This window comes from Pseudomonas sp. SED1 (genome assembly GCF_034044025.1).
GTDB lineage: Bacteria > Pseudomonadota > Gammaproteobacteria > Pseudomonadales > Pseudomonadaceae > Aquipseudomonas.
On record NZ_JAXCIS010000142.1, the window covers coordinates 34,559 to 53,608 of the forward strand.

The window sequence follows — 19,050 nt, forward strand, 5'->3', positions numbered from 1 at the left end:
GATTACCCACAAGGAGTTGTACTCATGGCACTGACCCTTCAAAAAGGCGGCAACCTGTCTCTTTCGAAGACCGACCCGACACTGACCAAGATTCTGATCGGTCTGGGCTGGGATCCTCGCGCGACTGACGGGACTGAGTTTGACTTGGACGCCAGCGCATTCCTGCTGGGTGCCAACGGCAAAGTACGCAGCGACGCCGACTTTATTTTCTACAACCAGCTCAAAAGCGCTGACGGTTCCATCGAGCACACTGGCGACAACCGCACCGGTGCCGGCGATGGCGATGATGAAGTACTGAAAGTTGATCTGAGCCGCGTTCCTGCGGATATCGACAAGATCGCGTTCACCGTTACGATTCACGATGCAGACGCTCGTAAGCAGAATTTCGGTCAGGTCGGCGGCTCGTTCATTCGCGTCGTAAACGAGATCAGCGGTGCTGAGATTGTTCGTTATGACCTGGCTGAAGATGCCTCTACCGAAACCGCGATGATCTTTGCCGAGCTTTACCGTAACAACGGCGAGTGGAAATTCCGCGCCGTTGGTTCGGGCTTCGCAGGTGGCCTGAAAGCAGTGGCCAACTCGTACGGCATGAGCTTCTAACCCTCCACGTCCAGAACAAGGAAATTAATCATGGCTGTAAGTCTTTCCAAAGGCGGCAACGTATCGCTGTCCAAAGAAGCCCCCGGGTTGACCGAAGTAGTTGTAGGTCTGGGCTGGGACCCTCGTGTCACGGACGGCACCGAGTTCGACCTCGATGCATCGGTTTTCGTCGTAGGTGAAAACGGCAAGGTGCTCGACGACAACAGCTTCATTTTCTACAACAACAAGAAGTCGGCTGACGGTTCCGTCGAGCACATGGGCGATAACCGCTCCGGTGCCGGCGAAGGCGACGATGAACAAGTGACCGTAAAACTGACTTCCCTGGCCCCGCTGGTGAAGAAGCTGGTATTTGCTGTCACCATCCACGACTCCGAAGCCCGCAAACAGACCTTCGGTCAGGTTGCCAACAGCTTCATTCGTGTGGTGAACAAGGCTGATGGTAAAGAGCTGGCGCGTTTCGACCTGAGCGAAGACGCTTCGACTGAAACTGCGATGATCTTCGGCGAGCTTTATCGCAGCGGCGAAGAGTTCAAGTTCAAGGCGATCGGTCAGGGTTTTGCTGGCGGCTTGAAGCCTCTGGCTGAAGCCCATGGCGTTAGCATTGGCTAACCCATTGGGTTAAAAAAAAGCCCCGTCTTTCGAGCGGGGCTTTTTCATGTCTGCCGTTTAAGCAATCAGGGCTGGGGTCAACTTACGACAGTCTGACGACGCCGCTTCAGGCGGCGTTTGATGAACACCGCGACAACAATAAGCACCAGCGCGATGATGCCCAGCAACACCGTATTGAACAGCGGGAAGGGTTCTTCACGGCTGTTGGTAGCTTCGATATCGGTGACGTTCGGGAACACCGACAATATCTTGATGCGCCACCCGTAGTACCGGATGAGCGCCAGTTGTTCAGCGTTGCGAGAGTAACCCTGGGCCTTGGCCTGGATGTCCGCAGAATCGAACTTGAAATACCAGGGGAACGACCAGCCGGTGTCTTCATTGCGGTAGACCATGACGTCTTTGGTGTCAGGGTGCTCGGTGTTGATGAAGTAAACGTCTCGGGTCGGGCCATCAGCCGGGTTCTCGGCATTGATCACGCCATCGTGGTCGACCCGCTTGACCTCGCCTCCGGTGATCAGTACCACCTCGTGTTGGGGGAGGACGTAGAAAAGCCCCAGTGCGCCGGCGCTGACGATAAGCAGCACTGCACCCAGAATTACGCCTTTGAGCAACTTCATACCTTCACTCCATTTTATAAGGTGGCAATTTTGCCCGTTTTCTTCGCCAGAGGGCATGTTTAGTTGGTCGTCACTCAGCGTTGCAGGGCGCGCAGAGTGGCGTATCTGCCTGTCCAGTGCCGTTTGACGGCGGTAGTAGCGTGCAGGATAAAACTGTTGCAAAAAAAAACGCCCCGAACCAGTCGGGGCGTCAGATCGTGCGGCACTGCGGTTAGGTCTTCCTTGGGGCCGCAGTGGCCGTGTACTCAGTACTTAGTGGAACTGCTCTTCTTCGGTCGAACCGGTCAGCGCAGTCACGGACGAAGTGCCGCCCTGGATCACGGTGGTCATGTCGTCGAAGTAGCCGGTGCCCACTTCCTGCTGGTGCGCCACAAAGGTGTAACCCTTGGCGGCGTCAGCGAATTCCTGCTCCTGCAGCTTCACGTAGGCGGTCATGTCGTTGCGGGCGTAGTCGTGCGCCAGGTTGAACATGCTGTGCCACATGTTGTGAATGCCGGCCAGGGTGATGAATTGGTGTTTGTAGCCCATGGCAGACAGTTCACGCTGGAACTTGGCGATGGTCGCGTCGTCCAGGTTCTTCTTCCAGTTGAAAGAAGGCGAGCAGTTGTAGGACAGCAGTTGGTCCGGGTATTCCTTCTTGATGGCTTCGGCAAAGCGGCGAGCTTCGTCCAGGTCCGGCTTGGCAGTTTCGCACCAGATCAGGTCGGCGTACGGCGCGTAGGCCAGGCCGCGAGCGATCGCCTGGTCGAGACCGGCGCGCACTTTATAGAAGCCTTCCTGGGTACGTTCGCCAGTCACGAACGGCTGGTCGTACGGGTCGCAATCCGAGGTCAGCAAGTCAGCCGCGTTGGCATCGGTACGGGCCAGGATGATGGTCGGAGTGCCAGCAACGTCAGCAGCCAGACGAGCAGCCGTCAGCTTTTGAACAGCTTCCTGGGTTGGAACCAGTACCTTGCCGCCCATGTGGCCGCATTTCTTCACCGAAGCCAGTTGGTCTTCGAAGTGAACGCCGGCAGCACCCGCCTCGATCATGCTCTTCATCAGCTCGTAGGCGTTCAGAACGCCGCCGAAACCTGCCTCAGCGTCTGCAACGATCGGTGCGAAGTAGTCGATGTAGCCTTCGTCGCCCGGGCCTTTACCGGCTTTCCACTGGATCTGGTCGGCGCGGCGGAACGAGTTGTTGATGCGCTTGACCACGGTTGGCACGGAGTCCACCGGGTACAGCGATTGGTCGGGGTACATGGATTCAGCGGAGTTGTTGTCCGCTGCCACTTGCCAGCCGGACAGGTAGATCGCCTGGATGCCGGCTTTTACCTGTTGAACCGCTTGGCCGCCGGTCAGGGCGCCCATGCAGTTGACGAAATCTTTCTCTGGGCGGAAGGACGGCTTGGCACCCTGGGTGACCAGCTTCCACAGCTTCTCGGCGCCGAGTTTTGCAAAAGTGTGCTCAGGTTGAACCGAGCCACGCAGGCGGACGACGTCAGCAGCGGAATAAGCGCGGGTCACGCCTTTCCAGCGTGGGTTTTCAGCCCAATCTTTTTCAAGGGCTGCAATTTGCTGTTCGCGTGTCAGTGCCATGGGGAAAAACCTCGTCGCATAGGTCTAGGTGGAAAATTCCATTTGCCAGCCGCGCAATCGTTGCGTGGGAATGGCTGCTCGCTGACCAGAAGCTTAGGCGGTCAAGTCAGGCTTGGCGGGGAAGGCGACGGGATGAACGAGTATCGAGCGGGGGAGTTGAGCAGGTAGGGGCGAACTGCGAACGGTCTTCAGGCGTCGTGGGCCTTTGTACGATCCATCAGTGTGTTGCCGGGTTACCTGGTTAGCTTCCGTCCCTCGGGACAACTTCGTTCCAGTCGCAACCTCGTCAAACACACCTTGTGGGCGGTACAGACACGAATCGGCTCAGGTAGGTAGCTTAGAGCGACGATCCGAAGGCCCTTGCCAGGGCCCCTGATTAGCGGGAGCGAGGCCATCATGCCCATGCTTTTTTGGATCGTCAAATGTTTTGTAGTGCTTTTTTTCAAGCACTACATCTTTAGTCTAATACGACTTGCCAGTCAGTTTTTGGTGCTTCAGTTCAGGGTGTCGACTTTGACCCGCAAGGTCAGGTCATCGCGCCCCTGAGTAGAGTAGCTGCGGGTTGTAGTGGTTTTGTCGGCCTGCGTCTGGCGATTGACCCCGGCCAGGGTGATCCACTCGCCCAAGCGTCCGCTGACAGTTGTGTCGGTACTTTGCACGTTCACTACATCGGGACGTTCCTGGCTCATGCGGTCACGATTGGTACTGATGCTCAGGTGAACGGTCTCACCGGTGACGCTGGCGGTGACGTAGAAGCCCTGGGTCACGTTGCGATACTGCGTCTGGTTCTGCGGGCGGCCGTAGGCATCAGGCTGGGTGGTGGTGAGCGGCACGCTCTGGCCGACCTGGATCAGCGCAGGCACGCCTTCGCTGGCCTGGATCTGCTGGATCCCGCCGTCGCGGCTGTCGGTGCTGTAGGTGATGACCTGAGTTTGATTGTTGCCGTTGCTTTGCTGGTTGTTCTCGTTGGTGTCGACGGTGATCAGCAGGCGTTTGGAAGGCGTGTCCAGTTGCGCAAGCAAGGCGCGCAGGCCCTGGATCTTGTCGGGTTCGGCATTCACGATCAGTTGGTTGCCGTAGGCGCTGACGGTACCGTCCTTGCCGATAAAGTTCTGCGCGACGGGCAACAGGTCGGCGCTGGTGCGGTTGCTCAGGGGTACGACTTCGGTGGCAGCCATCACCGAGAAGCTGGTGGCCAGGAGCAAAGTAGTGAGCAGGGTGCGTAGGGACATGTCCGTTATCTCTGCGAGTCATTAGGCTTGATAGTGCCAGTTTGTCGGCCTGGCGGGGTGCAAGTTGAATCCTGGACGGCAAAAGGCCCTGGCATCGGTGGATGGCAGGGCCTTTTGAGGTGTTGCTGTTGGCGCCTTCGCGAGCAAGCCCGCTCCCACATGTGATCGCATTCCAAGGATGTACTGGATCGAATGTGGGAGCGGGCTTGCTCGCGAAGGGCGCGACTCGGTCTCGGATCAGCCCTCGCGCACCATATCAACGTGAGGAATCCCGACTTCCAGGAACTCATCGCTGACAATCTTGAAGCCCAGGCGCTCATAAAACGGCGCTGCGTGGACCTGTGCGCTGAGGATCTGCCGGGTCTGGCCGCGTTTCTCGGCCTCGCCGATCACTGCTTCCATCAGCTTGTCGCCGACCTTCAGGCCGCGCCAGTCCTTGAGGACTGACACACGCCCGATCTCGCCGGTAGGCAATAGGCGTGCAGTACCGATGGGGAAGTCGCCTTCGAACGCCAGGAAATGCACGGCGCCCGCGTCGTCAGCATCCCATTCCAGCTCCGGTGGAACCGATTGTTCAGCGATAAATACCGCTTCACGAATGCGCCGTATCTCGGCGATATCCTTTTGCCAGTCCGCGACACTTACGTGAATCTTATTCATCGGCAAACCCCAGGCTCCCTTGCTTGACCAGTTCCCACAGCAGGGCGCAGCCATCTTCATCCGCCAGCCATGGGCCGAGGTTGTCGATGTGCAATGCGTCGGCAGCGCAGACCAGCTTCAGCAGTTCCCGCAGCTTGCCCGGCAACAGGCGGCTCTGGCCGCTGGCGAACAGCAGCAGGTCGTCGTCCACTTCGGACCAGGCCAGGCGTGCGCTTGGGTTGCGGATCAGCACGGCGCCGTCTTGCAGGCTGCCCAGCAGGTCTTCTTCTTCCACTTCCGGGCCGGCGACCAGTTCCGGGTAGCGCGGCTCGGTCATGAACTGGCCAAACCAGGTCAGCAGCATGCGCTCGTCGCTCATGTGCTCGGCCAGCAGGCTTTTCAGGCGGTCGAGGGCGTCGGCCTGGATCTGGTGCGGGTCGCTGACCGGCTGGGCGTCGGCGTCGGTGTAGCGCTCTTCGTCAGTCAGGTACTGGCTGAGGAAGTCGGTGAAGTGGGTCAGCACTTCAGCCGCGCTCGGGGCGCGGAAGCCTACGGAGTAAGTCATGCAATCATCCACGGCAACACCGCAGTGGGCCAGGCGTGGCGGCAGGTAGAGCATGTCGCCCGGTTCCAGTACCCATTCGGCGGTTTCTTCGAATTCTGCGAGGATGCGCAGGTCGGCGTGCTGCAGCAGCGGGCTTTCGGAGTTGCACATCTGGCCGATCTTCCAGTTGCGCTTGCCGGAACCTTGCAGCAGGAACACGTCGTAGTTGTCGAAGTGCGGGCCCACGCTGCCACCCGGGGCGGCGTAGCTGATCATCACGTCATCGATGCGCCAGCTCGGCAGGAAACGGAAGTTTTCCAGCAGTTCAGCCACTTCCGGCACGAACTGGTCGACGGCCTGCACCAGCAGGGTCCACTCACGCTCGGGCAGGGTGCTGAAGGCATCTTCGGCGAACGGGCCGCGACGCAACTCCCACGGGCGCTCGCCGTGTTCGATGATCAGGCGCGACTCGACTTCTTCTTCCAGCGCCAGGCCGGCCAGTTCGTCGGCGTCGATCGGGCTTTCGAAATCAGGAATGGCCTGGCGGATCAGCAGCGGTTTTTTCTGCCAGTAGTCGCGCAGGAACTCGCGTGCCGTGATGCCGCCCAGAAGTTGAAGAGGAATATCAGGATTCATGTGTAACCTATTGAAAAAAAGCACTTTTCAGACGGGAATAAAAACGCCCGGCGCTGCCGGGCGTCTCAAAGGGTCAAGCAGCTATCAGATGCGTTTGGCTTGGGCCACAGCGTTGCCGATGTAGTTAGCCGGGGTGAGCAGTTTCAGCTCAGCCTTGGCGGCGGCTGGCATGTCCAGGCCGTCGATGAAAGTTTGCAACGCTTCAGAGGTGATGCCCTTGCCGCGGGTCAGCTCTTTGAGCTTCTCGTACGGGTTTTCGATGTTGTAGCGGCGCATCACGGTCTGGATCGGCTCGGCCAGGACTTCCCAGCAAGCGTCCAGGTCAGCGGCGATCTTCTGCGCGTTGAGCTCAAGCTTGCTGATGCCTTTGAGGCTGGCTTCGTACGCGATCACGCTGTGGGCAAAGCCCACGCCGAGGTTGCGCAGTACGGTGGAGTCGGTCAGGTCGCGCTGCCAGCGGGAGATCGGCAACTTGCTGGCCAGGTGCTGGAACAGGGCGTTGGCGATACCGAGGTTGCCTTCGGAGTTTTCGAAGTCGATCGGGTTGACCTTGTGCGGCATGGTCGACGAACCGATTTCACCGGCGATGGTGCGTTGCTTGAAGTAGCCCAGGGAGATGTAGCCCCAGATATCGCGATCGAAGTCGATCAGGATGGTATTGAAGCGCGCAATCGCGTCGAACAGCTCGGCGATGTAGTCGTGAGGTTCGATCTGCGTGGTGTACGGGTTGAAGCCCAGGCCCAGCTCGTCTTCGATGAAGGCGCGGGCGTTTTCTTCCCAGTCGATCTCAGGGTAGGCCGACAGGTGGGCGTTGTAGTTGCCTACGGCGCCGTTGATCTTGCCCAGCAGCGGCACGGCGGCCACTTGAGCGATCTGGCGCTCCAGGCGGTACACCACGTTGGCCAGTTCTTTACCCAAAGTGGTCGGCGAAGCCGGCTGGCCGTGGGTGCGCGACAGCATCGGTACGTCGGCGAAACGGATAGCCAGTTCGCGGATGGCTTCGGCAGTCTGGCGCATCAGTGGCAGCATCACGTCATCACGGCCTTCGCGCAGCATCAGGGCGTGGGACAGGTTGTTGATGTCCTCGCTGGTGCAGGCAAAGTGGATGAACTCGCTGACTTTGGCCAGTTCCGGCAGCTTGGCCGCTTGCTCTTTGAGCAGGTACTCGATGGCTTTAACGTCGTGGTTGGTGGTGCGCTCGATCTCTTTGACACGCTCGGCGTGCTCCAGAGCGAAGTTTTCCGCCAGGGCGTTCAGCACCGCGTTGGCTTCGGCGGAGAACGCCGGCACTTCGCTGATGCCAGGGTGAGCGGCCAGGCGCTGGAGCCAGCGCACTTCAACCAGAACACGAGCACGGATCAAGCCGTATTCGCTGAAAATAGGGCGCAGGGCCTGGGTTTTGCCGGCGTAGCGGCCGTCAACAGGGGAAACCGCAGTGAGCGAAGAAAGCTGCATGGGGTGTTCTCGGACAGTCGGGCAACGAAATGGGGCGCGTATCATACATGAAAAAATCCGCCGGTCCGTTGCCAACTGACCGGCGTATTACGCGTGGGGCTATAAAAAAATCGGTTGCTGCGACTTATTCGTTGCGCATCAACGGGTAAAGCTCTTTCAGCAATTTGCGACGGCTGACGACCAGTTGCCAGCGATGACCGCCCAACTGGCGCCACAACCGCGCCGAACGAATACCGGCCAGCAGCAGCGCGCGGATTTTCGAGGCGTTGTTCGGTTGTTGCAGGTTGCGCATGTCGCCGTGCACCTGGATCCGCTGGCGCAAAGTGCTCAGGGTGTCCTGATACAGCGCGCCACAGGCAGCGATCACATTTTCGTGGGCCGGGCCGAAATGTTCGACCTGGGACTGAATCTGCGGCAGGCGCTTGCCGATGGTTTCCAGCAAGTCGTCGCGCTTGGCCAATTGGCGCTCCAGGCCGAGCATCGACAGGGCGTAGCGCAGTGGCTCGCGCTGCAAGGTGCTCGGGTCGCGCTCGAGGGCGCCGACCAGCGCGCGATAACCTTCACGCAGGGCCAGGTCGTCGCCGCCGTACACTTCCAGGGTGTCCTTCGGGTCGCGGATCAGCAGGCTGCCGAGCATGCAGGTCAGGCCTGCCTCGGTGACCTGGCCGGTCTTGGCGATCTTGTCCACCAGCACCGCGGCGAGAAACACGCCGCCCAGTGCCGTCAATTGCTCCTGGGTCGGGCTCATGCCTTGCTGCTCCAGGGTTCGGCAACTTCGATCACGCCGCCCCCCAGGCAAATCTCTCCGTCGTAGAACACTACCGATTGGCCCGGCGTTACGGCGCGCTGCGGGTCGTCGAAGGTGGCGCGATAGCCGGTGGCGGTTTTTTCCAGGGTGCAGGGTTGGTCGCTCTGGCGATAGCGAACCTTGGCGGTCAGGCGGCGCGGGCTGCTGAGGTCCACCGGGTTGACCCAGTAGATGTCCGAAGCGAGCAGGGCGCGGGAGAACAGCCATGGGTGGTCATTGCCCTGGCCCACGATCAGTTCGTTGTGTTCCAGGTCCTTGACCAGCACGTACCACGGCTCTTCACCCGCGTCTTTCAGGCCGCCGATGCCCAGGCCCTGGCGCTGGCCGATGGTGTGGTACATCAGGCCGTGGTGACGGCCGATGATTTCGCCTTCGGTGGTCTTGATCTCGCCCGGTTGCGCCGGCAGGTATTGCTTGAGGAAGTCGCTGAAACGGCGCTCGCCGATAAAGCAGATCCCGGTGGAGTCTTTCTTCTTGGCGGTGGCCAAGCCGTGTTTTTCCGCAATTGCGCGCACTTCGGGCTTTTCCAGCTCGCCCACCGGGAACAGGGTCTTGGCGATCTGTTCGCCGCCGACGGCGTGCAGGAAGTAGCTCTGGTCCTTGTTGGCGTCCAGGCCCTTGAGCAGTTCGGTGCGGCCATCGATGTCGCGACGGCGCACGTAGTGGCCAGTGGCGATCAGGTCGGCACCGAGGATCATCGCGTAGTCGAGGAACGCCTTGAACTTGATCTCGCGGTTACACAGGATGTCCGGGTTCGGCGTACGACCGGCCTTGTATTCGGCCAGGAAGTGCTCGAACACGTTGTCCCAGTACTCGGCGGCGAAGTTGGCGGTGTGCAGCTTGATGCCGATTTTGTCACAGACGGCCTGGGCATCCGCCAGGTCGTCCATGGCGGTGCAATATTCCGTTCCATCGTCTTCTTCCCAGTTCTTCATGAACAGGCCTTCCACCTCATAACCCTGCTCCATGAGCAGAACGGCGGAAACGGAAGAATCCACGCCGCCGGACATACCGACGATGACGCGCTTCTTTTGTGTGTCAGAAGGGGCTGGATCACGCATAGGATTTCAACGGGAGTCTTTAAAAAGGACGCGATTCTAGCAGGCTCGCGTCTGCAAGGCTAAAGAGAAGGGCGGATCAATTCGAGGCTGTGGCGTTGGCCGGCCAGATAATCGTCGATACAGCGGATAATCAGCTCGCTGCGCCAGTCTTCGCGCACGGCCATCAATTCGTCACGGGTCAGCCAGCGGGCGCGCAGGATGCCGTCGTCCAGTTGGTAGTCCGGGTGGTGTTTCAGGGCCTTGGCGATGAAGCACACGCGCTGATAGGTCACGCCATTGCTGGGAGCGGTGTACAGGTAAATCCCGACAATCCCGGTGGCTTCGACGTCCCAGCCGGTTTCTTCGAGGGTTTCGCGCACGGCGGCCTCGGTCAGGGTTTCGTTCGGATCAAGGTGCCCGGCGGGCTGGTTCAGCACGGCGCGGCCGCCCTTGAGTTCTTCGACCATCAGGAAGCGGCCGTTGTCTTCGACGATGGTGGCGACGGTGATGTGAGGTAGCCAGGTCATAAAGTGCCTCGATTCAAGGTGTAACGGCGTCTTCAGGTGCGATTGCATTCAGTGTGGGAGCGGGCTTGCTCGCGAATACGGCGTGTCAGTTAAAGAGGTATTGACTGATCCACCGCATTCGCGAGCAAGCCCGCTCCCACATTTTGATTGGGTTTCTTCAATAAAAGCGCCATGTCCAGAAACAGAAACCCCGGCACAGGGCCGGGGCTTCTTTGCATCCTTACAACCTTACACCAGCGCAGCGATTGCCGCGTTGAGGGTGTTGCTTGGGCGCATGGCCTTGCTGGTCAGCTCGGCGTTCGGCGCGTAGTAGCCACCGATGTCCACTGGCTTGCCCTGGACGGCGTTGAGCTCGGCAACGATGGTTGCCTCGTTCGCAGCCAGGGTCTTGGCCAGTTCGCCAAACTGCGCTTGCAGTGCAGTGTCTTCGGTCTGGGCGGCCAGGGCTTGAGCCCAGTACAGCGCCAGGTAGAAGTGGCTGCCGCGGTTGTCGATGTTGCCGACTTTGCGCGATGGCGACTTGTTGTTGTCGAGGAACTGGCCGGTGGCCTGGTCCAGGGTCTTGGACAGCACCAGGGCTTTCGGGTTGTTGTAGTTCACACCCAAATGCTCGAGGGACGCTGCCAGGGCCAGGAACTCGCCCAGGGAATCCCAGCGCAGGAAGTTTTCTTCAACCAGTTGCTGTACGTGCTTCGGAGCCGAACCGCCGGCGCCGGTTTCGAACAGGCCGCCACCGTTCATCAGCGGCACGATCGACAGCATCTTGGCGCTGGTGCCCAGTTCCATGATCGGGAACAGGTCAGTCAGGTAGTCGCGCAGTACGTTGCCGGTCACCGAGATGGTGTCCAGGCCCTTGCGGGTGCGCTCCAGGGTGAACTTCATCGCGTCGACCGGCGCCATGATGCGGATGTCCAGGCCTTCGGTGTTGTGGTCTTTCAGGTAAGCCTGAACTTTCTCGACCACGACGCCGTCGTGTGCGCGCTGTGGGTCCAGCCAGAAGATGGCCGGGGTGTTGCTGGCGCGGGCACGGTTGACGGCCAGTTTGACCCAGTCCTGGATCGGCGCGTCTTTGGTCTGGCACATGCGGAAGATGTCGCCGGCTTCAACAGCCTGTTCCATCAGGAGGTTGCCCTTGCTGTCGGTGACGCGGACTACGCCGTCAGCCTTGATCTGGAAGGTCTTGTCGTGGGAGCCGTACTCTTCGGCTTTTTTCGCCATCAGGCCAACGTTTGGCACGCTGCCCATGGTGGTGGGGTCGAAGGCGCCGTTGGCCTTGCAGTCTTCGATGACTGCCTGGTAGATGGTCGCGTAGCAGCGATCCGGGATCACAGCTTTGGTGTCGTGCAGCTGGCCGTCGGTGCCCCACATCTTGCCGGAGTCACGGATCATGGCAGGCATCGAGGCGTCGACGATGACGTCGCTCGGCACGTGCAGGTTGGTGATGCCTTTGTCGGAGTTGACCATCGCCAGGGAAGGGCGAGCGGCGTACACCGCCTGGATGTCAGCTTCGATCTGCGCTTGCTGATCGCCAGGCAGGGCCTTGATGCGAGCGTACAGGTCGCCGATGCCGTTGTTCAGGTTGAAGCCGGTCTGCTCCAGCACAACAGCGTGCTTGGCCAGTGCGTCTTTATAGAACTCGGCAACGATCTGGCCGAACATGATCGGGTCGGAGACCTTCATCATGGTGGCTTTCAGGTGAACCGACAGCAGTACGCCTTGTTTCTTGGCGTCTTCGATTTCAGCGGCGATGAAGCTGCGCAGGGCTTTCTTGCTCAGCACGGCGCTGTCGATGATCTCGCCAGCTTGTACGCTGGTTTTTTCTTTCAGGACGGTAGCGGTACCGTCCTTGGCGATCAGTTCGATCTTGACGGCATCAGCGCCTTCGATCTGTACGGCTTTCTCGCTGCCGTAGAAGTCGCCGTTGCTCATGTGGGCAACGTGGGACTTGGAGTCGGCAGCCCAGGCGCCCATTTTGTGCGGGTGCTTGCGTGCGTAGTTCTTGACCGACAGCGGTGCGCGGCGATCGGAGTTGCCTTCGCGCAGTACCGGGTTCACGGCGCTGCCCTTGACCTTGTCGTAACGTGCACGGGTTTCTTTTTCCGCGTCGGTGGTTACGGTTTCCGGGTAGTCCGGCAGGTCGAAGCCCTGGGCTTGCAGTTCCTTGATGGCGGCCTGCAGCTGAGGGGTCGAAGCGCTGATGTTCGGCAGCTTGATGATGTTGGCTTCAGGGGTTACGGCCAGGTCGCCCAGTTCGGCGAGGTGGTCCGGCACAGCCTTGGCGCCCAGTTGCTCGGGGAAGCTTGCGAGGATGCGCGCGGCCAGGGAAATGTCGCGGGTTTCCACGGCAATATCAGCGGAAGCGGTGAAGGCCTCTACGATAGGCAGCAGTGAATAGGTGGCGAGGGCTGGGGCTTCGTCGGTGAAGGTGTAGATGATCTTCGAGCGGGTGGGCATATTCGGATTAACTCTCTTCTTTGCTGAAAGCATGCGCAGAAACTCGAGATGCGCCGGGTAAAGCGCGTTCGTTCAAAGTCATCCATGAGCGAAATGTCGAAGTTTCTTCGCGGTGATGTTGGGTTGCATCAGTCGAGCGTCAAGCGGGTGGACTATTGTAATAGTCCGGCTTTTCGGGCGGAGGGCATCAATGTAGAGCGGTCGGCCGTCGTGACTCTTTGGTCAGCGGCGGCATTATACATAGGTCGCTATGCTTACGCCGAGCCTTCATACAAAAGGTGTGTCGTCCATTGGTCTAAAGGTCGCAGGCAGCGGGTTACGCCCAAAGTCGCATAGTGTGCTCAAGATTGGCGCTTTTCCCTTTGCTTTCAAGCTTGTAGGCCACTAAATGTGCTGTTTTCGACGCAAATGTGCAGGGCCTGAGGTTTCAGTCCTCATTTATCTGGAGTAGGCTCGAACGCAGCCAGATGTTCAATCCATAGATGGAGTTCAGCATGGGATACAAGAAGATTCAGGTTCCGGCAGTCGGCGACAAAATCACCGTCAATGCAGACCATTCTCTCAATGTTCCTGACAACCCGATCATCCCCTTCATTGAGGGCGACGGTATTGGCGTCGACATCAGCCCGGTGATGATCAAGGTTGTCGATGCGGCTGTTAACAAGGCTTATGGCGGCAAGCGCAAGATCTCTTGGATGGAGGTTTATGCCGGCGAAAAGGCCACTCAGGTTTACGACCAGGACACCTGGCTGCCCCAGGAAACCCTGGATGCGGTCAAGGACTACGTGGTTTCCATCAAGGGCCCGCTGACCACCCCGGTCGGTGGCGGCATCCGTTCGCTGAACGTGGCCCTGCGTCAACAGCTCGACCTTTATGTGTGCCTGCGCCCGGTGCGCTGGTTCGAAGGCGTGCCAAGCCCGGTCAAGAAGCCAGGCGATGTGGACATGACCATCTTCCGTGAGAACTCCGAGGATATTTACGCCGGTATCGAGTGGAAGGCTGGCTCCCCGGAAGCGATCAAGGTCATCAAGTTCCTGAAAGAAGAGATGGGCGTCACCAAGATCCGTTTCGACCAGAATTGCGGGATCGGCGTCAAGCCGGTGTCCCTGGAAGGCACCAAGCGCCTGGCGCGCAAGGCTCTGCAATATGTAGTGGATAACGACCGCGACTCGCTGACCATCGTGCACAAAGGCAACATCATGAAGTTCACCGAAGGTGCCTTCAAGGAATGGGCCTACGAAGTGGCGGCCGAAGAATTCGGCGCGACCCTGCTCGATGGCGGGCCGTGGATGCAATTCAAGAACCCGCGCACCGGCAAGAATGTGGTGGTCAAGGATGCAATTGCCGACGCCATGCTCCAGCAGATCCTGCTGCGCCCTGCGGAATATGACGTGATCGCTACGCTTAACCTTAACGGTGACTACCTGTCCGACGCCCTGGCGGCGGAAGTGGGCGGCATCGGTATTGCGCCGGGTGCCAACCTGTCCGACACCGTGGCCATGTTCGAAGCCACCCACGGTACCGCGCCGAAGTATGCCGGCAAGGACCAGGTCAACCCGGGTTCGCTGATCCTGTCGGCGGAAATGATGCTGCGTCACATGGGCTGGACTGAAGCGGCCGACCTGATCATCAAGGGCACCAACGGTGCTATTTCGGCCAAGACTGTGACTTATGATTTCCATCGCTTGATGGACGGCGCCAAGTTGCTGTCTTCGTCCGCCTTCGGGGATGCGCTGATTTCGCATATGTAGACTTATAGGCAGGCATAAAAAAACCGGCCTTGATGGCCGGTTTTTTTTAGAGCGTTTGCTCAGCGGCTGATCAGGCCGACTGTTTTTCTGATTTTTGAGCGACGTCTTCTTTGGCGGTGCCTAGGCTGACGGGCGCGCCGATATTCACTGCATGCAAGCCTTTGGGTCCCTGAATGATTTCGAAGGAAACCGGTTGCCCTGCCTTCAGAGTCTTGTAGCCATCCATTTGGATTGCCGAGTAATGCGCAAAAAGGTCGTCTTCCTTGCCGTCTTCATTAATGAAGCCGTAACCCTTGGCATTGTTGAACCATTTGACCTTACCGCTTGCCATGCCCATATCCCTCTGCACCAGACTCCATCACTGGAGTATCATCCAGTTTATCCGTCCTAACCCGAATAAATAAGGTTGACTGCGCGGACCTTTTTTACCCACTGTGGGTTCTATTGGTTGTAACACTGATTTGCCGATAGTCAAGGCGACCAGTCGGTCAGAGTTGAAAATCTGACAGGCCGCCCCCACCACTGTATTTGAACCACTGACGAACCTTTCTTTCCATGCATGCAATCAGCCAGATTCGACTAACATTCAATCAGGATCGCCCGACTCTCCATAAAGATCATCCGGATGGTCATGAAGACGACGATGGTTCTGCAGGCATTGCTGTTCAGGAGGCCAAGCCTGCTTTACAGGCGCCGCCGATGTACAAGGTGGTTTTGTTCAACGATGACTACACACCGATGGATTTCGTCGTCGAAGTGCTCGAGGTGTTTTTTAACCTGAACCGCGAGTTGGCGACCAAGGTAATGCTGGCCGTTCACACAGAAGGACGGGCAGTATGTGGAGTGTTTACCCGCGACATCGCCGAGACAAAGGCCATGCAGGTCAACCAGTACGCCAGGGAAAGCCAGCATCCGCTACTCTGTGAAATCGAGAAGGACGGTTAACTCCGACCACTTGGGTATGAGGTGAAGCTATGTTAAACCGCGAGCTCGAAGTCACCCTCAATCTTGCCTTCAAGGAGGCCCGTTCGAAGCGTCATGAATTCATGACCGTCGAACACCTGCTGCTGGCACTTTTGGATAACGAAGCTGCCGCCACCGTACTGCGTGCGTGTGGTGCCAATCTCGACAAACTCAAGCATGACCTGCAGGAGTTTATCGACTCCACCACGCCGTTGATCCCCGTTCATGACGAGGACCGCGAGACCCAACCTACCCTGGGCTTCCAGCGGGTACTGCAGCGTGCCGTTTTCCACGTACAGAGCTCCGGCAAGCGCGAAGTCACAGGGGCCAATGTGCTCGTGGCGATCTTCAGCGAGCAGGAAAGCCAGGCCGTATTCCTGCTCAAGCAGCAAAGCGTTGCCCGTATTGATGTCGTCAACTACATCGCCCATGGCATTTCCAAAGTGCCAGGGCATGGCGATCACTCAGAAGGTGAGCAGGATATGCAGGATGACGAGGGCGGTGAGTCTTCTTCTTCGAGCAACCCGCTGGATGCCTATGCCAGCAACCTCAACGAACTGGCGCGCCAGGGGCGGATCGATCCGCTGGTAGGGCGCGAGCTGGAAGTTGAACGCGTGGCGCAGATCCTGGCGCGTCGCCGCAAAAACAACCCGCTGTTGGTCGGTGAAGCAGGCGTGGGTAAAACCGCGATTGCCGAAGGCCTGGCCAAACGCATTGTTGATAACCAGGTGCCAGACCTGCTGGCCAACAGCGTCGTCTACTCCCTTGACCTGGGCGCGCTACTCGCCGGGACCAAATACCGTGGCGACTTCGAGAAGCGCTTCAAGGCGCTGCTCGGTGAGCTGAAAAAACGCCCGCAGGCGATCCTGTTCATTGACGAAATCCACACCATCATTGGTGCCGGTGCTGCTTCCGGTGGCGTGATGGATGCGTCGAACCTGCTCAAGCCGCTGCTGTCTTCGGGTGATATCCGTTGCATCGGTTCGACCACGTTCCAGGAATTCCGCGGGATCTTCGAAAAAGACCGTGCCCTGGCGCGCCGCTTCCAGAAAGTGGACGTGTCCGAGCCTTCGGTTGAAGACACCATCGGCATCCTGCGCGGGCTCAAGGGGCGTTTCGAAGCGCACCATGGCATCGAGTACACCGATGAGGCGCTGCGAGCAGCCGCCGAGCTGGCGTCGCGCTACATCAATGACCGGCACATGCCGGACAAGGCCATCGACGTGATCGACGAGGCGGGTGCCTACCAGCGCCTGCAGCCGGTCGAGAAGCGTGTGAAGCGCATCGACGTGCCTCAGGTCGAGGACATCGTGGCGAAGATCGCGCGTATTCCGCCAAAACACGTCAACACGTCCGACCGGGAACTGCTGCGCAACCTGGAGCGTGACCTCAAGCTGACCGTGTTTGGTCAGGATGCGGCCATCGACTCGCTGTCCACGGCGATCAAGCTGTCCCGTGCGGGCCTCAAGTCGCCGGACAAGCCGGTCGGTTCGTTCCTGTTTGCCGGGCCTACCGGTGTCGGCAAGACCGAAGCAGCGCGGCAACTGGCCAAGGCCATGGGTATCGAGCTGGTGCGTTTCGACATGTCCGAATACATGGAGCGTCACACTGTGTCGCGCCTGATCGGTGCGCCTCCGGGCTATGTCGGCTTCGACCAGGGCGGCCTGTTGACCGAGGCGATCACCAAGCAGCCACATTGCGTACTGCTGCTCGATGAAATCGAGAAGGCGCACCCGGAAGTCTTCAACCTGCTGTTGCAGGTAATGGACCACGGCACCCTGACCGACAACAACGGGCGCAAGGCGGACTTCCGCAACGTGATCGTGATCATGACCACCAACGCCGGTGCCGAAACGGCCGCGCGGGCTTCCATTGGCTTCACTCATCAGGATCACTCTTCCGACGCCATGGAAGTGATCAAGAAGAGCTTCACGCCGGAATTCCGCAACCGTCTGGACACCATTATCCAGTTTGGTCGCCTCAGCCATGAGGTCATCAAAAGCGTGGTGGACAAGTTCCTCACCGAGCTTCAGGCGCAGTTGGAAGACAAGCGTGTGCAGCTGGAAGTTACGGACGCGGCGCGCAACTGGCTGGCAGAAGGTGGCTACGATGCGGCAATGGGCGCTCGGCCAATGGCTCGCCTGATCCAGGACAAGATCAAGCGCCCACTGGCGGAAGAGATCCTGTTCGGCGAACTGGCAGACCATGGTGGCGTGGTGCATATCGACCTGAAGGACGGCGAGCTGACCTTCGACTTCGAGACCACGGCTGAAATGGCCTGATAGCTGAAGCAACAAAACAAAAAGGCGCCGAGAGGCGCCTTTTTGTTGTCTTGGAACTGATGGAGATCAAATGTGGGAGCGGGCTTGCTCGCGAATGCGGTGTGCCAGTCGACACAATCAATGACTGACACCCCGCATTCGCGAGCAAACCCGCTCCCACAAGGGATTTCTGGTCTCAGGTAAATAGCGCACACACAAAAACGCCCGGCATAACCGGGCGTCTTGTATTGACTTGATTAACGGGCGCGGTAAGTGATGCGCCCTTTGCTCAGGTCATAGGGCGTCAGTTCGACGCGCACTTTGTCACCGGTAAGAATACGGATGTAATTCTTGCGCATCTTGCCGGAGATATGCGCGGTTACGACGTGCCCATTTTCCAACTCCACACGAAACATGGTGTTGGGCAGGGTGTCGACGACAGTGCCTTCCATTTCGAAGCTGTCTTCTTTCGACATGCAGTAAAGCCCTCGGTATCCAGTGAATGGCCCGGTGCAACTGCGCCAGGCAAAAGCGGCGTGCATTGTGCCCGAAAAAGGGTGTTTAAGCCAAGAGGTTCTAGTTCAAGGTGACCCATCTTTGGTTAATTAACAGCTCAATGGGCCGATATTGGGTCTTGTAGTTCATCTTTTTGCAGTTTTTTATCCAGTATCCGAGGTACACCGCCTCCAATTCCATGCGCAGGGCTTCGCCGATTTGCCACAGGATCGCAAAGCGTCCCAAGCTGCGCCGCTCCTCGCTAGGCTCATAAAAGGTGTAGACCGCCGACAGGCCATTGGGCAGCAGGTCGGTGACGGCTACCGCCACCAGGCGTCCCTCAAGGCGAAACTCGTAGAAGCGTGAGAAGGGCAGGTCGCGCACCAGGAAGGTGGAAAACTGGTCGCGGCTGGGCGGGAACATGTCGCCGTCGGCGTGGCGCTGCTCGATGTAGCGCTGGTAAAGGTCGAAGTATTCTTCGCTGAAACCCGGTTTGGCGGCGGTGACGGTCAGGTCGGCATTGCGCTTTAGGATGCGTTTCTGATTACGGTCCGCCAGGAACTGCGCCACCGGGATGCGCGCCGGTACGCAGGCGTTGCAGTTCTGGCAGTGGGGCCGGTAAAGGTGGTCGCCGCTGCGCCGGAAGCCCATTTCCGACAAATCGGCATACACATGCACGTCCATCGGCTGGCTGGGGTCGAGGAACAGCGTGGTGGCCTGCTCATCGGGCAGATAGCTGCAAGAGTGGGGTTGAGTGGCATAAAACTTCAAACGCGCCAGCTCGGTCATGATCAACCCTCGGATAAGCTTTGAAATAAGTGTAAGCCAGGTGCGGGGAAGT

At 58.9% G+C, this 19,050-nt stretch carries 18 protein-coding genes; 5 read left to right on the plus strand and 13 right to left on the minus strand.

Annotated elements, in window-relative coordinates:
- Positions 1-24 precede the first annotated feature (24 nt).
- Positions 25-600 (plus strand): TerD family protein, encoded by a 576-nt coding sequence (locus SNL23_RS18055; RefSeq protein WP_076016769.1) that lies wholly within the window; start codon positions 25-27, stop codon positions 598-600.
- A gap of 30 nt (positions 601-630) precedes the next feature.
- A complete protein-coding gene (locus tag SNL23_RS18060; protein WP_076016770.1) occupies positions 631-1,209 on the plus strand; it encodes a TerD family protein in 579 nt (192 codons plus the stop codon).
- Between the two features lie 77 nt (positions 1,210-1,286).
- Here the strand turns inward: SNL23_RS18060 and SNL23_RS18065 are convergent, their stop codons facing one another.
- From SNL23_RS18065 to SNL23_RS18110, 10 genes are all read right to left on the minus strand, one after another.
- On the minus strand, positions 1,287-1,826 hold the full coding sequence (locus tag SNL23_RS18065; protein ID WP_318303002.1) for a DUF1523 family protein: 540 nt from the start codon (positions 1,824-1,826) through the stop codon (positions 1,287-1,289).
- A 252-nt stretch (positions 1,827-2,078) separates the two neighbouring features.
- Positions 2,079-3,404, minus strand: a complete 1,326-nt coding sequence (gene aceA, locus SNL23_RS18070) for an isocitrate lyase (protein ID WP_003219577.1) — start codon at positions 3,402-3,404, stop codon at positions 2,079-2,081.
- A gap of 494 nt (positions 3,405-3,898) precedes the next feature.
- Positions 3,899-4,636 carry a secretin N-terminal domain-containing protein gene (locus SNL23_RS18075; protein WP_318303004.1) on the minus strand — a complete coding sequence of 246 codons (738 nt, stop codon included), beginning with the start codon at positions 4,634-4,636 and terminating at the stop codon, positions 3,899-3,901.
- Between the two features lie 237 nt (positions 4,637-4,873).
- The gene (locus tag SNL23_RS18080) at positions 4,874-5,296 is read right to left on the minus strand and encodes a GNAT family N-acetyltransferase (RefSeq protein ID WP_017479509.1); all 423 of its coding nucleotides are present in this window, start codon (positions 5,294-5,296) and stop codon (positions 4,874-4,876) included.
- Positions 5,289-6,455 carry a ribosomal protein uL16 3-hydroxylase gene (locus SNL23_RS18085; protein WP_063031419.1) on the minus strand — a complete coding sequence of 389 codons (1,167 nt, stop codon included), beginning with the start codon at positions 6,453-6,455 and terminating at the stop codon, positions 5,289-5,291. Before SNL23_RS18085 ends, SNL23_RS18080 begins: the two co-directional genes overlap by 8 nt.
- Before the next feature lie 84 nt (positions 6,456-6,539).
- The gene (gene purB / locus SNL23_RS18090; RefSeq protein ID WP_076016774.1) at positions 6,540-7,910 is read right to left on the minus strand and encodes an adenylosuccinate lyase; all 1,371 of its coding nucleotides are present in this window, start codon (positions 7,908-7,910) and stop codon (positions 6,540-6,542) included.
- A gap of 124 nt (positions 7,911-8,034) precedes the next feature.
- On the minus strand, positions 8,035-8,658 hold the full coding sequence (gene hflD / locus SNL23_RS18095; RefSeq protein ID WP_076016775.1) for a high frequency lysogenization protein HflD: 624 nt from the start codon (positions 8,656-8,658) through the stop codon (positions 8,035-8,037).
- A complete protein-coding gene (gene mnmA / locus SNL23_RS18100; protein WP_076016776.1) occupies positions 8,655-9,779 on the minus strand; it encodes a tRNA 2-thiouridine(34) synthase MnmA in 1,125 nt (374 codons plus the stop codon). Before mnmA ends, hflD begins: the two co-directional genes overlap by 4 nt.
- A 59-nt stretch (positions 9,780-9,838) precedes the next feature.
- A complete protein-coding gene (locus SNL23_RS18105) occupies positions 9,839-10,285 on the minus strand; it encodes an NUDIX hydrolase (RefSeq protein WP_318303005.1) in 447 nt (148 codons plus the stop codon).
- Between the two features lie 228 nt (positions 10,286-10,513).
- Entirely contained in the window at positions 10,514-12,739 is a 2,226-nt protein-coding gene (locus SNL23_RS18110) for an NADP-dependent isocitrate dehydrogenase (protein ID WP_076016778.1), read from the minus strand.
- A 494-nt stretch (positions 12,740-13,233) separates the two neighbouring features.
- On the opposite strand from SNL23_RS18110, the gene icd reads away from it, so the two are divergent.
- Positions 13,234-14,490 carry an NADP-dependent isocitrate dehydrogenase gene (icd, locus tag SNL23_RS18115; RefSeq protein WP_010172708.1) on the plus strand — a complete coding sequence of 419 codons (1,257 nt, stop codon included), beginning with the start codon at positions 13,234-13,236 and terminating at the stop codon, positions 14,488-14,490.
- Positions 14,491-14,560: 70 nt separating this feature from the next.
- Here the strand turns inward: icd and cspD are convergent, their stop codons facing one another.
- Positions 14,561-14,827: a cold shock domain-containing protein CspD gene (gene cspD / locus SNL23_RS18120; protein ID WP_076016779.1), complete on the minus strand. Its 267-nt coding sequence runs from the start codon at positions 14,825-14,827 to the stop codon at positions 14,561-14,563.
- A gap of 218 nt (positions 14,828-15,045) precedes the next feature.
- On the opposite strand from cspD, the gene clpS reads away from it, so the two are divergent.
- Both clpS and clpA read left to right on the plus strand, forming a co-directional pair.
- Positions 15,046-15,435 carry an ATP-dependent Clp protease adapter ClpS gene (gene clpS / locus SNL23_RS18125; protein ID WP_076016780.1) on the plus strand — a complete coding sequence of 130 codons (390 nt, stop codon included), beginning with the start codon at positions 15,046-15,048 and terminating at the stop codon, positions 15,433-15,435.
- A 29-nt stretch (positions 15,436-15,464) separates the two neighbouring features.
- On the plus strand, positions 15,465-17,735 hold the full coding sequence (gene clpA, locus SNL23_RS18130) for an ATP-dependent Clp protease ATP-binding subunit ClpA (protein WP_010172706.1): 2,271 nt from the start codon (positions 15,465-15,467) through the stop codon (positions 17,733-17,735).
- A 236-nt stretch (positions 17,736-17,971) separates the two neighbouring features.
- Here clpA and infA read toward each other — a convergent pair whose 3' ends face one another.
- Together infA and SNL23_RS18140 are read right to left on the minus strand one after the other, a co-directional pair.
- Complete coding sequence (gene infA, locus SNL23_RS18135; RefSeq protein ID WP_002553999.1) at positions 17,972-18,190, minus strand: translation initiation factor IF-1; 219 nt, start codon at positions 18,188-18,190, stop codon at positions 17,972-17,974.
- Positions 18,191-18,290: 100 nt separating this feature from the next.
- A complete protein-coding gene (locus SNL23_RS18140; protein WP_167663359.1) occupies positions 18,291-18,998 on the minus strand; it encodes an arginyltransferase in 708 nt (235 codons plus the stop codon).
- Positions 18,999-19,050: the final 52 nt, after the last annotated feature.

Excerpts from the sequence above, each read along its gene's own strand:
- SNL23_RS18085 (WP_063031419.1), bottom strand. The coding sequence starts at position 6,455 with ATGAATCCTGATATTCCTCTTCAACTTCTGGGCGGCATCACGGCACGC.
- infA (WP_002553999.1), bottom strand. The coding sequence starts at position 18,190 with ATGTCGAAAGAAGACAGCTTCGAAATGGAAGGCACTGTCGTCGACACC.
- SNL23_RS18105 (WP_318303005.1), bottom strand. The coding sequence starts at position 10,285 with ATGACCTGGCTACCTCACATCACCGTCGCCACCATCGTCGAAGACAAC.
- purB (WP_076016774.1), bottom strand. The coding sequence starts at position 7,910 with ATGCAGCTTTCTTCGCTCACTGCGGTTTCCCCTGTTGACGGCCGCTAC.
- SNL23_RS18055 (WP_076016769.1), top strand. The coding sequence starts at position 25 with ATGGCACTGACCCTTCAAAAAGGCGGCAACCTGTCTCTTTCGAAGACC.
- SNL23_RS18140 (WP_167663359.1), bottom strand. The coding sequence starts at position 18,998 with ATGACCGAGCTGGCGCGTTTGAAGTTTTATGCCACTCAACCCCACTCT.
- mnmA (WP_076016776.1), bottom strand. The coding sequence starts at position 9,779 with ATGCGTGATCCAGCCCCTTCTGACACACAAAAGAAGCGCGTCATCGTC.
- SNL23_RS18060 (WP_076016770.1), top strand. The coding sequence starts at position 631 with ATGGCTGTAAGTCTTTCCAAAGGCGGCAACGTATCGCTGTCCAAAGAA.
- SNL23_RS18110 (WP_076016778.1), bottom strand. The coding sequence starts at position 12,739 with ATGCCCACCCGCTCGAAGATCATCTACACCTTCACCGACGAAGCCCCA.
- clpS (WP_076016780.1), top strand. The coding sequence starts at position 15,046 with ATGCATGCAATCAGCCAGATTCGACTAACATTCAATCAGGATCGCCCG.
- aceA (WP_003219577.1), bottom strand. The coding sequence starts at position 3,404 with ATGGCACTGACACGCGAACAGCAAATTGCAGCCCTTGAAAAAGATTGG.
- icd (WP_010172708.1), top strand. The coding sequence starts at position 13,234 with ATGGGATACAAGAAGATTCAGGTTCCGGCAGTCGGCGACAAAATCACC.
- SNL23_RS18065 (WP_318303002.1), bottom strand. The coding sequence starts at position 1,826 with ATGAAGTTGCTCAAAGGCGTAATTCTGGGTGCAGTGCTGCTTATCGTC.
- hflD (WP_076016775.1), bottom strand. The coding sequence starts at position 8,658 with ATGAGCCCGACCCAGGAGCAATTGACGGCACTGGGCGGCGTGTTTCTC.
- clpA (WP_010172706.1), top strand. The coding sequence starts at position 15,465 with ATGTTAAACCGCGAGCTCGAAGTCACCCTCAATCTTGCCTTCAAGGAG.
- cspD (WP_076016779.1), bottom strand. The coding sequence starts at position 14,827 with ATGGGCATGGCAAGCGGTAAGGTCAAATGGTTCAACAATGCCAAGGGT.
- SNL23_RS18075 (WP_318303004.1), bottom strand. The coding sequence starts at position 4,636 with ATGTCCCTACGCACCCTGCTCACTACTTTGCTCCTGGCCACCAGCTTC.
- SNL23_RS18080 (WP_017479509.1), bottom strand. The coding sequence starts at position 5,296 with ATGAATAAGATTCACGTAAGTGTCGCGGACTGGCAAAAGGATATCGCC.